A 12,547-nucleotide genomic window follows, 5' to 3' on the forward strand; every position below is an offset into this window, starting at 1 on the left:
ACTTAGATCGAGAGCCGGATCTGCGATCGCGATGATGAAAGCATCGAGTTGAGAGGTGCGCGATGAAAGCAGAACGCAACCCAGAACGATTTCGGATTCTGGAGCAGCAGTTGTGGGTGGCTTGGGAGTTGGTGCGGCAGAGAAGTCCGTCGGCTGGAATTGATGGAATGACGGTGGAATTGTTTTCAGGAGTGGTTGAGGAGCAGATGCGATCTCTGTTGAAACAATTGAGATCGGAGACTTATCAAGCGAGTCCAGCAAAGGGATTTTATTTATCGAAAAAGAGCGGTGGGCGGCGGCTGGTTGGAATTTCGACTGTGCGCGATCGCATTTTGCAGCGCTATTTGCTTCAGGCGATTTATCCGCAGTTGGATCGGGCTTTGAGTCCGGTGGCTTATGCGTATCGTCCAGGGTATTCGACTTATATGGCAGTTGAGCGGGTGATGGAGGTGTATCGAAATCATCCGGTTTGGGTGTTGAAGACGGATATTCGGCAGTTCTTCGATCGGATTTGTTGGGCGGTGCTGATGGGGGAGGTGGAGCGGTTGGGGATTGAGCCGATTTTGGTGCGGTGGATTGAGCAGCAGTTGAAGGCGGGGATGGTGATTGAGCGGCGGTATGTGCCGATGAATCAGGGGGTGTTGCAGGGTGGGGTGTTGTCGGGGGCGTTGGCGAATTTGTATTTGCGAGAGTTCGACAGGCGTTGTTTGGAGGTGGGGTTGCCGTTGGTGCGGTATGGGGATGATTGTTTGGTGGTGTCGGAGAGTTGGATGGGAGCGAATCGGGCGTTGGGTCTGATGCAGGGGTGGCTGGAGGAGAGTTTTTTGACGTTGCAGCCGGAGAAGACGCAGATTTTTGCACCGGATGAGGCGTTTACGTTTTTGGGGTTTCGGTTTGCGGCGGGACAGGTGGAAGCGCCAGAGAGAGCGACCAAGGCAATTGAGGGATCGAAACGGAAATCGGGTAAATCGGGGGGCAGACCGCCGAAGGTTTGCAGCATTGTGCAAGTGCCGAAATCAAGTAGCAGTTCTTCAGATGGATATTGGAGGGAACCGATGACGACGCTGTATGTGACGGATTTGGGGGCTTATGTGCGGGTGCAGAATAAGCAGTTTCAGGTGTTTTTGCGGGATGAACTGAAGTGTAGTGTTCCGGTGAATCGGGTGACGCATATTGTGTTGTTTGGTTGCTCGAATTTGTCACATGGGGCGGTGTCGTTGTGTTTGTTGCATAAGATTCCGGTGCTGTATTTGTCGAGTAATGGGAAGTATTTTGGGCAGTTGCAGACGACGGGACAGGCGCAGGTGCAGTATTTGATTTATCAGGTGCAGCGATCGTTTGACGAGGAGTTTATTTTGCGGCAGGCGAAGGCGATCGTGGGGGCGAAGTTGCATAATTCGCGGGTGTTGTTGATGCGGTTGAATCGGAGGCGGAAGACGGAGGTGGCGACGGGGGCGATTTTGGCTTTGGCGGAGTTGATGGAGTTGGCGGGGTTGGCGGAGTCGTTGGATGTGTTGTTGGGATATGAGGGGCAGGGGGCGAGTTTGTATTTTCCGGCGTTTGCGTCGGTGTTGAAGGGGGAGTGGGATTTTGAGCGACGGACGCGCCGACCGCCGACTGATCCGGTGAATAGTTTGTTGAGTTTGGGGTATACGTTGCTGCATCAGAATTTGCATTCGATGGTGGAGGTGGCGGGGTTGCATACGCATTTTGGGAATTTGCATGTGCCACGGGATAATCATCCGGCGTTGGTGTCGGATTTGATTGAGGAGTTTCGGGCGTTGGTGGTGGATTCGTTGGTGGCTTATCTGGTGAATAAGAGGATTTTCGTACTGGAGGATTTTACGCCGCCAGATGAGCGGGGTGGGGTGTATTTGCATCCGGATGGGTTGAAGCGGTTTTTGACTCAGTGGGAGAAGCGGTTACAGACGCAAATTTCGCACCCAAATTCAGGGCTGAAAGTGGATTACCGCCGCTGTTTTGAGTTGCAGGTGTGGGAGTATATTAGGTGTCTGACTGGGGAGCAGGAGGTGTATCGCCCGATGCGGTGGAAAGAGTAGATATACTTATTTCCGAACCATAGAGAACCTGCTAATCTGAGGGATACAGCCGAACCTTGAAAACCGCATTATTTCGTCGAATCCCTCAGATTAGTCTCCTGGCATGGGTTTCAGCCTCTTCTCCGTGAGGCTTCTTGAGAATGAACCCTCATTATTGACTAGGTAAAAATGCTTCCTCCAGATTAGGGTATCTCAAACCCTTGCTGCGTAAGGCTTTAAAAGTGCCGGGGTTCAGGACTTCATTACCCCGCAAGGGGACGGAAACCATCTTTCATATTCCGTAACAAATGGCAGGTTTTTTTGTTCAGGACTTCATTACCCCGCAAGGGGACGGAAACAACCTTCTCTCCCTTTCTAACCTCCTTGGACTTCTCCACTGTTCAGGACTTCATTACCCCGCAAGGGGACGGAAACTTTAGAAGCAAGGAACACCCAAAACCTCCAACCAGAAAGTTCAGGACTTCATTACCCCGCAAGGGGACGGAAACCATTAAGAAGCTAAATCCAGATTTAGTTACAAACCGTTCAGGACTTCATTACCCCGCAAGGGGACGGAAACACATTGGCGGAAGCGCAGTAACGGGAACAGCCTCAATGGTTCAGGACTTCATTACCCCGCAAGGGGACGGAAACTTCTAATTCTCCTTCCAATTGACCTAAATTTCCAACCAGTTCAGGACTTCATTACCCCGCAAGGGGACGGAAACGTCACGGGGTTTCCGCCGACAAAGATTGTGCAGGCAGTTCAGGACTTCATTACCCCGCAAGGGGACGGAAACATTGACTTTCAAAACCAAACCAGCTCATAACACGTTCAGGACTTCATTACCCCGCAAGGGGACGGAAACCAACGGGTGTATCGGAGCTGTCGGATTCAGACGTGTTCAGGACTTCATTACCCCGCAAGGGGACGGAAACAGTCGCCACCACACGCACTTTATCTTGACACCTTGTTCAGGACTTCATTACCCCGCAAGGGGACGGAAACTACGTTTCGATCGGCTCGGTCTCTGAGGCTTCGGGTTCAGGACTTCATTACCCCGCAAGGGGACGGAAACGATTCTATGCAATTCCACCGATACCAGCGAGAACAGGTTCAGGACTTCATTACCCCGCAAGGGGACGGAAACGGTAAATTCTGTACCATCCATTTGAGGTACATCGGTGTTCAGGACTTCATTACCCCGCAAGGGGACGGAAACAACAGTCACATCATCCAACTTGTTCCCCGCAGCGGTTCAGGACTTCATTACCCCGCAAGGGGACGGAAACCCTCTCCGTAGATATCAGATGGCGAGATAAAAGTTCAGGACTTCATTACCCCGCAAGGGGACGGAAACACGGAAGTTTTATTTCCCGCTATTCATTTCTCCACGGTTCAGGACTTCATTACCCCGCAAGGGGACGGAAACAAAAAAGGCTAGTTATCGCGCTTACAAAAGCAAAGTTCAGGACTTCATTACCCCGCAAGGGGACGGAAACTAGGTTGAGGTTGAGCGATCGCTTGCATCAGTTTGGTTCAGGACTTCATTACCCCGCAAGGGGACGGAAACGAAACCAGCTCCAGAATGAACCCTCGCTCTTGATAGAGTTGTTTAGGACTTCATTACCCCGCAAGGGGACGGAAACTCCTTCTTTAGCCATTCTGACTAAAAATGGGCAGGGTTCAGGACTTCATTACCCCGCAAGGGGACGGAAACTCCCACTTTTAACTGTAGTTTCATCAGCAAGAACAGTTCAGGACTTCATTACCCCGCAAGGGGACGGAAACTGGATAGCGCGATTGTCGGTGTTGTTGGTGGTTGTAGTTCAGGACTTCATTACCCCGCAAGGGGACGGAAACAGCGGCAACGGATGGTTAGTTTGACTACGTTGTGATTTGACTTGTTGGGAAGAAGAAACGGATGGGCTGTGGATCTGTAGCAGAAACTTACAGGGATAGAAGAACTTATGGACATACCGATCGACCATCCGTTTCATCCCTCCTCACCCATCCACCCTGCATCCCAACGCACCCCCCATCCGTTGCCCCCGCCCATCCCAACACCCAACCAAGTTTCTGGGCATACTAGCCCAAAACCGATCGATCAATTCCATGTCCATTCCCCACCAAGACCTCACCTACCAAATCATCGGAGCCGCCATGCGCGTCCACCGCAACACCCCACGCGGGCTGCGCGAAAAACACTACCAACGCGCCCTCACCCGTGAACTCCACCGCATCGGACTCAGCAGCATCGAAGAATACCCCGTTCAAGTCTATGACACCGAAAATCAATGGCTCGGCAACCTCTACCTCGATCACTGGGTCAACAACTGCATCGTCATCGAAGACAAAGCCTTCACCCGTAATCTCAGTCACAAAGAACTCGCTCAGATCATCACCTACCTCACCGCCACTCAAGCCCCCGTCGGACTCCTCTTCAACTTTGGACGATCGCGCCTCGAATACAAACGCATCCTCCCACCCAAAACCGTCACAAATTGGCAAGACGAGATCAGACCCTACCTCTCAAAACGGACTGTTAACGAGAATAAACATTGAGAACGCTCCAATGCAGCCACCAAACGTTTGGCATTCGCAGGAGAACTCAGTAAGTGAAACGTTTCGAGCAAACTAGAAAAATCTTCGTCCGTTGTTGCTTCAGAGAATCCTCGCTCGATCGTTGCTTTCACAACCGGATTTTGAATCGATTGAAGCTCAGTAGAAAGCAATGTATTCGGAACCAAATATTTCAACTATAGTGTTTAAATTAAAAGCCATCACAACACAGGAGAGTGTGATGCAAGTGAATGAGCAAGGACAAGTTGTGATTCCGCCAGAAATCCGTGATCGTCTAGGAATTGCGATCGGGACTGAACTTGAAGTAGAAATTATCGATGATGTCATTCAATTACGAAAGAAATCACAGCAAAATCGTGGAAAGCAATTGGTTGAAGATCTACGAGGAAAAGCACCCTTCCAGCAAACCACCGATGAAATCATGCAACTAACACGCGGCGATGACGGATGTACTGGTAGATAGTAATGTAATCCTAGATATTTTGACAGAAGATCCAAACTGGTTTGACTGGTCAGCATCAGTTCTGAGCGAGTATGCAGAACAGGGAGAACTGGTGATCAATCCCATCATTGACTCAGAAATCTCAACCTATTTTCCCAGAATCGAAGAATTAGATGCTTTACTAACTCCCGAACGATTTCGACGCGATCAACTGCCATATTCAGCAGGATTTCTTGCAGGGCAAGCGTTTGTATCCTACCGACGACGTGGAGGAGAGCGGCGTTCTCCCCTACCAGATTTCTACATCGGCGCACATGCGATCGTGGCAAATCTACCTCTTCTAATGGGAGACACGAATCGGTATCGTACCTACTTTTCACAAGCAACCTTGATTACACCAGATTGATGGCTGATTCGCCTGCAATCAGCAAAAAAGTGCCCTTAGACTTTCGGATTCCAAGGGCAATCAAGCTAGATGAATTGAATCGCTTTACTTTTTCTTTGCCTGCTTCCGATTGCGAGAAATCGCATTGTAAGCCTCATGTGAAAGCACCTGCAATGGCACAATCCGATCCGCCTGCCAGCGACACAGCAATCGATACCGATATGAAACTGGAATTCGTAGTAACGTTCGATCGAAGTTAAACCTCCTCCCCTTCAACTCTCCTGGTGCAACGCCTAGATCGAGCAAATCCAAAATTCGCCGAGTTTTGATCACGATCGATTTCGGTAAATGCCTTAACTCGATTGGATCACGATCGAATCGCTGATACCAGGAATGATCTCGTTTCGGCTTTTTGACTCGACGCACATCGACAACAACAGGCTGAATTTCAGTTGTGCGATCGCGTTTCTCTGTGCTGAAAGCATCGCACCGATGACAGTACCGCCCAAATCCCCGATGTCCACAAGCAAAGAGCTTCCGCCACTTTCGTCTGCGTCTAACCATGCGTTCTCCTTACGATTCAGCATTGACCACCCAAGCCGCAGAATGTTCAATCAGTCGAGCTAAATCAGCAAGTACCTGCTGATACTCATGATGTAGCTCCTGACCTATCTCAGCCTCCAAGTACCCACACAGCACAGCAAATTCAATCCAAACCTGAGTTGCTGCGGCTTCCGTTTCAGCGTGATTCAACCGCGCAATAAATGCCTGCTGATTTCGTCGTTTCTGCCATGCCTGAGCAATGTTCACACAGACCGATCGCGAAGCTCGAAGCAGCATCGTTGTCAATTGTTCTTGTTCTGCGATCGGAAATTCTCTCGATCGCTCAAACACTTGCATTGCACTTTCAAATGCAGCCTGATAGACCCGCAATTCCCGATAGCTAATCACAAACGGATTTTCCATTGTCTTCCTCCTCAAACAATGAATACCGAGTCATCCACCTGATGCTCAGGTTTCACACCCAGAATCAGCACAATCTGCCGATGCCGAGGCGACATGGGATAAAATCGAATCTGGTCTTCCTCTGGATTCAAATACCGCTTCGTCCCAAATCGCCGCTTCAATAGCTCAAACTGATCTGGAGTCAAAACGCATTCAAACACCGATTTTTGTACTCGCAATCCATAGCCTTCTAGTAACTTAGAAACTCGGTTGCGTCGCCTGTCTTGAATCACGTCATAACACACCAAATAGAACATTCCTCCCTACCCCTTCAACAGCATCGGACGATAAAACTCCTGATCTTCGAGCAAGCAATCAATGTACTCCTGCACCTGCACATTCAAGCATTGCTGATAGCTCATCTCACCTGCATAAAGATGCTCAACTCGACGAGCTAACATCGCGTCCCAATGCTGAATAAACCGCTCCAAGGAATCAGGCTCCAAGAAAATCCCCTGATCGACCCAAACAAAGTCATCAGAAACAATCTGCCGACTTTGGAGTAATTCCATCACAACGAGATCGACGATCGCACTCTGAAATTCAGCCAAGAAATCACACACTAGCGGCGGACGATTTACTGCATCAAAATGCAAGTTCGCAACTTCAAGATCCAATCCTGCCGACTGTACAACGACTTGAATTCGCTGACTGAGCAAAGCTGTTCCCAAATTGCTCAATCGCTGAATTGGATTGAGTCCCAGATTACGATCGCGAAACTCTTCTGGGAGTAACCGACTCAATGCAGCCCGATAAAAAGCAGAGCCAGTACTTTCATAGTTCTTGAGCGCAATGACTGATGGAGCCATCGGCAAATCATCGATCAACCGTTGCAATAGATTCAGAACCTGTTGAACGGTTGCAGGCTGAGGAGAAGGACTGAGTTGCAGGAGCAGAATTCTTGAATTGTGAAGCTTGGCGCGAACTACACTTTCAGCGATCGTATGAGTGAAATTTTGATCTTGGGCTTTCTGCATTTGAGCTTTCAGATATTTGGCAGGATCAAGATTGCCGGGATTGACATATTCTACACAGCGACCATCTGGTTCAAAGTACAGGACTGGAATGTGAAGTGAAAGTGCGAGAGTTGCAACTTTACGAGTCCAAGGTTGATGTCCCAGAATTACCATTTGATTGATTCGATTCAGAGGCACAGCAAAACAGAATCGCTGCTGATGAAAGACTTGAAGCTGCCGAGACTGAATTTTAAGTTCGGTCTGAGGTTGCGCGACGTAGATTGTAGTCATTTGTTTTGTGAGACTGAATGTGGAAAGCTCGATCGCTCTGCTTTCCTGGACATTCCTATCCTCACAAGCCAGTATTCGACTATAGATCCAACTCATCGATCGCAGTATATGAGTTGCGATATAAGTTTCTAAAACCCTCTGACGCTGGTTAATTCTGCGGAGGCGCAAATGTACTTCCAAGTACTTTGACGGAAAGAGAACCTAGATTTTTTGGGCAGTCTGGAAGCGTTCCTATTTAAAATCGTCATCTATGTCTACGCTTTATCTTGTTCAACAGGGAACAACTGTTCGTAAGGTACAGTCTCGATTCGTCATTCAACCGACTGAGCAATCTGAGCAAGCATCGCTCTCAGTTCCAATTCGAGATGTCGATCGACTATTAGTTTTTGGCAATATTCATCTGACGACATCTGCTATTTCAAGCTGTTTAGAGTCTCATGTACCTGTGATGTTTCTGACTCAAACTGGACGGTATAAGGGACATCTCTGGAGTGCTGAACAGACACGTTTTACGTCTGAGATCGCTCAGTTTAGCCAGTACCAAAATGCTGAATTTCAACTAGAAATGGCTCGATCGATTGTGCGGGGTAAATTGCTCAATTCCAAACAATTTTTGCTCCGGCTGAATCGTAAGCGCAAATTGGAAGCTGTGACAACGGCGATCGCAGGATTGAATCGGGATTTGAATGCGATCGCACAAGTGGAAAATTTGGAGTCTTTGCGGGGATATGAGGGAATTGCTTCGAGTCGGTATTTTTCAGCGTTTGGAGCGTTAATTACGGGTTCTGAATTTCAGTTTGAGGGTCGCAATCGTCGTCCGCCGACTGATCCGGTAAATTCGATGTTGAGTTTTGGGTATACGTTGCTGTTTAACAATGTGTTGAGTTTGATTTTGACAGAAGGGTTGCATCCTTATTTGGGAAATTTGCATCGTAGCGATCGAGCAGAGCCGCATCTTGCATTTGATTTGATGGAGGAGTTTCGTTCTGCGATCGTGGATAGTTTGGTGATGACGTTAGTGAATCGGCGCATGGTGAAGCCTGATGATTTTCAGGCTCCGGATTCGGAGGGGGGTGTTTATCTGACGGATGCGGCGAGGCGATTGTTTTTGAAGCAGTTTGAGGCGCGGATGGAGGCTCAGGTGTCGCATTCGAGTGTGCAGGATCGGGTGTCTTATCGCTATGCGATTCAGCTTCAGATTCGGCAGTATCAGCGATGTGTGATGAATGCGGGGCAGTATGTTCCTTTTTTGAGGGCGGTGTGATGTTGCTTTTAGTGGTGTATGACATTGCGGATAATAAGCGTCGGACGCGGTTGGCGAGTTTTCTGGAGGGGTATGGTCATCGGGTGCAGGAGAGTGTGTTTGAGTGTTTTTTGTCGTTGTCGGAGGTGAAGAAGTTGTTTGAGCAGGTGAAGCGTCGAGTGAAAGCGACAGAGGATAATGTGCGGTTTTATTGGATTCCGTCGGATGCTCTGCCGAAGACATTAACGATCGGAAGTCCTTTGCCGGGTGCGCCTCCGAGTGCTTACATAATTTAATCCGCGATCGTGGGATCGTCTGTTACGATGGGGCGAAGTAGCGGAATCGATGCTACTGACCTGTACCTGGAAAACTGAATAGTTTCATTGAAGTCCGTCGATATGGCTTGTGGCAGTTGTTTCAGGTCGTATCGTTTGATTTAGATTTCAGAAATGAGTTCTTAGAAGTTAAATCTGACAGATATGCGTCGATTTCGCTTCTAAGACCCTTCTCTCATATGGGTTTCTAAGAGAAGGGGATTCATTACCACTTCCCCGCAAGGGGACGGAAACCACCATGCAACCTCCTGTCATTAGGCGACGGGTATTGTGGATTCATTACCACTTCCCCGCAAGGGGACGGAAACTCTCCGATTAGCCTTGCTTTGCCGCTCCTGGTCACTAGCTCAAGGAGATTCATTACCACTTCCCCGCAAGGGGACGGAAACTAAAGGAGAAGCTTGAAACACTGAAGGAACTTGATGATTCATTACCACTTCCCCGCAAGGGGACGGAAACACAACAGGGTAATCGACCATAGTTACAAAAAAGCGATTCATTACCACTTCCCCGCAAGGGGACGGAAACATACCTGAAGCGCTGGGGGCTTCAGACCTTGCCGAGATTCATTACCACTTCCCCGCAAGGGGACGGAAACTCGGAATTTCCGGGCGGTTTTGGATTCTTCGGCTACACTGGATTCATTACCACTTCCCCGCAAGGGGACGGAAACGAGAACTGATAGAAAGCAGTGGTGTGTACGGTATTCGGAGATTCATTACCACTTCCCCGCAAGGGGACGGAAACATTCTATGACCCGCTGTGTGAGGGTCGGGATTAGGAATCGATTCATTACCACTTCCCCGCAAGGGGACGGAAACTATCTAGCGCGATCGCGCGGCTTGAAAATTCACAGATTCATTACCACTTCCCCGCAAGGGGACGGAAACAGCGTGACCCCTGGGTTTGGGTTGTTCAATTCAAGGATTCATTACCACTTCCCCGCAAGGGGACGGAAACTTCGTTCAAAGCTACCCCACGGGGCAAACGATTCGCGCACGATTCATTACCACTTCCCCGCAAGGGGACGGAAACTTTTGTCTTTACTGGCATCATGATATAACAATGCACCTTGATTCATTACCACTTCCCCGCAAGGGGACGGAAACACGGCAATAGCACGTAACTGCTCAAATGTCATAAGGATTCATTACCACTTCCCCGCAAGGGGACGGAAACCTTGAACTCGGTCAACGGGCTGGGAAAGCAATTCTCGATTCATTACCACTTCCCCGCAAGGGGACGGAAACCTGGACTTCTCTCAGGTAAGCATCCTGATGGTCTTGATTCATTACCACTTCCCCGCAAGGGGACGGAAACTTAACAACAGCTTTGCTGCTGCTTCGACATCGATCGAGAGATTCATTACCACTTCCCCGCAAGGGGACGGAAACAAATATACATAACCGCATCTGCGGTTTCACGCTATTTTAAGATTCATTACCACTTCCCCGCAAGGGGACGGAAACACCCGAAAAGCTTTCAGATTGTAAGGGGACAGTTCTAGCGATTCATTACCACTTCCCCGCAAGGGGACGGAAACTCTTCCGTTTGAGGCGACCGCGATGTTAGAGGCTCAACGGATTCATTACCACTTCCCCGCAAGGGGACGGAAACTTAACTGCCCGAACGTTTGAGCAGTTTTTAGATGGAGGATTCATTACCACTTCCCCGCAAGGGGACGGAAACGATAATAGTTCCGGACTTGCTCCCACCACTCTTCGGCGGGGATTCATTACCACTTCCCCGCAAGGGGACGGAAACATCCCTGTACACGTAATTCGGTCGATTTAAGAGAGAGGATTCATTACCACTTCCCCCGCAAGGGGACGGAAACACCTGCTCTACGATGCTGACCGTTAATAATCCGAGATTCATTACCACTTCCCCGCAAGGGGACGGAAACTCTTCAGTACAAACCTCTACGGTCTGTAACCCATGATTCATTACCACTTCCCCGCAAGGGGACGGAAACTTCACAGTTCCGACTACCAACGGCTCAAATAGAGGATTGATTCATTACCACTTCCCCGCAAGGGGACGGAAACTCGTTAATTTGATGAACCAAGCGCGGCTCAAGCTGTGATTCATTACCACTTCCCCGCAAGGGGACGGAAACAACCAAAACGGATGATTTAACTGCCCTGGCTGACGCTCAACGATTCATTACCACTTCCCCGCAAGGGGACGGAAACGCGAGGCATTCCAGGGATGTCTAGTTTCAGGATTTCTTTTGGGATTCATTACCACTTCCCCGCAAGGGGACGGAAACAATTTCAAGACCCACCAAGAACGCGCTCCACAAGCTTTTAGGCGGATTCATTACCACTTCCCCGCAAGGGGACGGAAACCTGAATCCTACGGAGGATTCTAAACTGTAAGTTACTGGATTCATTACCACTTCCCCGCAAGGGGACGGAAACACCAAGTTGAATCCTCAGCCCTGGTACAAGGTTTTGAATGATTCATTACCACTTCCCCGCAAGGGGACGGAAACACACGAGCAGTTGGGTTAAGTCTAGTAACAGTTGCGGAGATTCATTACCACTTCCCCGCAAGGGGACGGAAACAAGCGAGGGAGGTGACAGCGTGAACAAGCTATTAGAACTGATTCATTACCACTTCCCCGCAAGGGGACGGAAACTGAAAAGCGCAAAACGCTCGATTTTATCGGTTTGCATTGATTCATTACCACTTCCCCGCAAGGGGACGGAAACAAGAAGGTAGCGTACTCGCTACTGGGTTTCTCTAAAGATTCATTACCACTTCCCCGCAAGGGGACGGAAACATCGATCGTAAGGATTCGCCAAAAATGACAATTGTTACCCTTGATTCATTACCACTTCCCCGCAAGGGGACGGAAACCGAACAACGTACTGATTACCGTCCGAGCCTTCTAGGGATTCATTACCACTTCCCCGCAAGGGGACGGAAACTTAGCGCGGGCGATCGCTCCTTCTATCGTCAATGGATTCATTACCACTTCCCCGCAAGGGGACGGAAACCGTAAGCATAGGTGTTATCGATGATTTTTTCGAGTCCGATGGATTCATTACCACTTCCCCGCAAGGGGACGGAAACAGGTCACGCCCGCAACGCTTACAGGGCGTATGAATAATGATTCATTACCACTTCCCCGCAAGGGGACGGAAACAATTTTTCCTCGGCAGGGAGTTGAGCGTTTTTCTCGCGAGATTCATTACCACTTCCCCGCAAGGGGACGGAAACCGTCCTCTACCATCTCAGATGCAGCCGCTTTGATTTCTT

At 49.3% G+C, this 12,547-nt stretch carries 11 protein-coding genes and 3 CRISPR repeat arrays (1 of these 14 cut by a window edge); of the genes, 6 read left to right on the plus strand and 5 right to left on the minus strand.

Going from position 1 to position 12,547, the window contains the following annotated elements:
• The first annotated feature begins 62 nt into the window (after positions 1-62).
• Both cas1 (J0L70_RS23395) and J0L70_RS32020 read left to right on the plus strand, forming a co-directional pair.
• Complete coding sequence (gene cas1 / locus J0L70_RS23395) at positions 63-2,060, plus strand: CRISPR-associated endonuclease Cas1 (RefSeq protein WP_287456068.1); 1,998 nt, start codon at positions 63-65, stop codon at positions 2,058-2,060.
• Positions 2,061-2,289: 229 nt separating this feature from the next.
• Positions 2,290-3,903: direct repeats of the CRISPR family, unit length 36 nt; unit sequence GTTCAGGACTTCATTACCCCGCAAGGGGACGGAAAC.
• A 300-nt stretch (positions 3,904-4,203) separates the two neighbouring features.
• The gene (locus tag J0L70_RS32020) at positions 4,204-4,605 is read left to right on the plus strand and encodes a GxxExxY protein (RefSeq protein WP_353736658.1); all 402 of its coding nucleotides are present in this window, start codon (positions 4,204-4,206) and stop codon (positions 4,603-4,605) included.
• Here the strand turns inward: J0L70_RS32020 and J0L70_RS23405 are convergent.
• Positions 4,566-4,799, minus strand: coding sequence for a type II toxin-antitoxin system Phd/YefM family antitoxin (locus J0L70_RS23405; RefSeq protein ID WP_287456071.1), 234 nt, complete (start codon positions 4,797-4,799; stop codon positions 4,566-4,568). The two genes, J0L70_RS32020 and J0L70_RS23405, sit on opposite strands and share 40 nt — an antisense overlap.
• A gap of 44 nt (positions 4,800-4,843) precedes the next feature.
• Here J0L70_RS23405 and J0L70_RS23410 point away from each other — a divergent pair, with 44 nt between their 5' ends.
• Positions 4,844-5,086: an AbrB/MazE/SpoVT family DNA-binding domain-containing protein gene (locus J0L70_RS23410; RefSeq protein ID WP_287456072.1), complete on the plus strand. Its 243-nt coding sequence runs from the start codon at positions 4,844-4,846 to the stop codon at positions 5,084-5,086.
• Positions 5,064-5,471: a type II toxin-antitoxin system VapC family toxin gene (locus J0L70_RS23415; protein ID WP_287456074.1), complete on the plus strand. Its 408-nt coding sequence runs from the start codon at positions 5,064-5,066 to the stop codon at positions 5,469-5,471. Before J0L70_RS23410 ends, J0L70_RS23415 begins: the two co-directional genes overlap by 23 nt.
• Before the next feature lie 84 nt (positions 5,472-5,555).
• Here the strand turns inward: J0L70_RS23415 and J0L70_RS23420 are convergent, their stop codons facing one another.
• Genes J0L70_RS23420 through cas1 (J0L70_RS23435) form a run of 4 tightly spaced genes read right to left on the minus strand, consistent with a single transcriptional unit; the run spans position 5,556 to position 7,702 of the window.
• Entirely contained in the window at positions 5,556-6,014 is a 459-nt protein-coding gene (locus J0L70_RS23420) for a DUF7682 family zinc-binding protein (RefSeq protein ID WP_287456075.1), read from the minus strand.
• A 9-nt stretch (positions 6,015-6,023) separates the two neighbouring features.
• Positions 6,024-6,416, minus strand: coding sequence for a four helix bundle protein (locus J0L70_RS23425; RefSeq protein ID WP_287456076.1), 393 nt, complete (start codon positions 6,414-6,416; stop codon positions 6,024-6,026).
• 11 nt (positions 6,417-6,427) lie between these two features.
• Positions 6,428-6,712 (minus strand): CRISPR-associated endonuclease Cas2, encoded by a 285-nt coding sequence (gene cas2 / locus J0L70_RS23430; RefSeq protein ID WP_287456077.1) that lies wholly within the window; start codon positions 6,710-6,712, stop codon positions 6,428-6,430.
• Positions 6,713-6,718: 6 nt separating this feature from the next.
• On the minus strand, positions 6,719-7,702 hold the full coding sequence (cas1, locus tag J0L70_RS23435) for a CRISPR-associated endonuclease Cas1 (RefSeq protein WP_287456079.1): 984 nt from the start codon (positions 7,700-7,702) through the stop codon (positions 6,719-6,721).
• Positions 7,703-7,952: 250 nt separating this feature from the next.
• On the opposite strand from cas1 (J0L70_RS23435), the gene cas1 (J0L70_RS23440) reads away from it, so the two are divergent.
• The gene (gene cas1 / locus J0L70_RS23440; RefSeq protein WP_287456080.1) at positions 7,953-8,966 is read left to right on the plus strand and encodes a CRISPR-associated endonuclease Cas1; all 1,014 of its coding nucleotides are present in this window, start codon (positions 7,953-7,955) and stop codon (positions 8,964-8,966) included.
• Positions 8,966-9,241, plus strand: coding sequence for a CRISPR-associated endonuclease Cas2 (gene cas2 / locus J0L70_RS23445; protein ID WP_287456081.1), 276 nt, complete (start codon positions 8,966-8,968; stop codon positions 9,239-9,241). The genes cas1 (J0L70_RS23440) and cas2 (J0L70_RS23445) overlap by 1 nt, the downstream gene beginning before the upstream one ends.
• Before the next feature lie 238 nt (positions 9,242-9,479).
• Positions 9,480-11,045: a CRISPR direct-repeat array (repeat unit 35 nt; unit sequence GATTCATTACCACTTCCCCGCAAGGGGACGGAAAC).
• A gap of 106 nt (positions 11,046-11,151) precedes the next feature.
• Positions 11,152-12,547: a CRISPR direct-repeat array (repeat unit 35 nt; unit sequence GATTCATTACCACTTCCCCGCAAGGGGACGGAAAC) (it continues 626 nt past the right edge of the window).

Source organism: Leptolyngbya sp. UWPOB_LEPTO1, assembly GCF_017302695.1.
GTDB lineage: Bacteria > Cyanobacteriota > Cyanobacteriia > Leptolyngbyales > Leptolyngbyaceae > Leptolyngbya > Leptolyngbya boryana.

What these genes read in the sequence shown, in the direction of transcription:
- cas1 (WP_287456080.1), top strand. Translation starts at nt 7,953, where the DNA reads ATGTCTACGCTTTATCTTGTTCAACAGGGAACAACTGTTCGTAAGGTA.
- cas2 (WP_287456081.1), top strand. Translation starts at nt 8,966, where the DNA reads ATGTTGCTTTTAGTGGTGTATGACATTGCGGATAATAAGCGTCGGACG.
- cas1 (WP_287456068.1), top strand. Translation starts at nt 63, where the DNA reads ATGAAAGCAGAACGCAACCCAGAACGATTTCGGATTCTGGAGCAGCAG.
- J0L70_RS23410 (WP_287456072.1), top strand. Translation starts at nt 4,844, where the DNA reads ATGCAAGTGAATGAGCAAGGACAAGTTGTGATTCCGCCAGAAATCCGT.
- cas2 (WP_287456077.1), bottom strand. Translation starts at nt 6,712, where the DNA reads ATGTTCTATTTGGTGTGTTATGACGTGATTCAAGACAGGCGACGCAAC.
- J0L70_RS23425 (WP_287456076.1), bottom strand. Translation starts at nt 6,416, where the DNA reads ATGGAAAATCCGTTTGTGATTAGCTATCGGGAATTGCGGGTCTATCAG.
- cas1 (WP_287456079.1), bottom strand. Translation starts at nt 7,702, where the DNA reads ATGACTACAATCTACGTCGCGCAACCTCAGACCGAACTTAAAATTCAG.
- J0L70_RS32020 (WP_353736658.1), top strand. Translation starts at nt 4,204, where the DNA reads ATGCGCGTCCACCGCAACACCCCACGCGGGCTGCGCGAAAAACACTAC.
- J0L70_RS23420 (WP_287456075.1), bottom strand. Translation starts at nt 6,014, where the DNA reads ATGGTTAGACGCAGACGAAAGTGGCGGAAGCTCTTTGCTTGTGGACAT.
- J0L70_RS23415 (WP_287456074.1), top strand. Translation starts at nt 5,064, where the DNA reads ATGACGGATGTACTGGTAGATAGTAATGTAATCCTAGATATTTTGACA.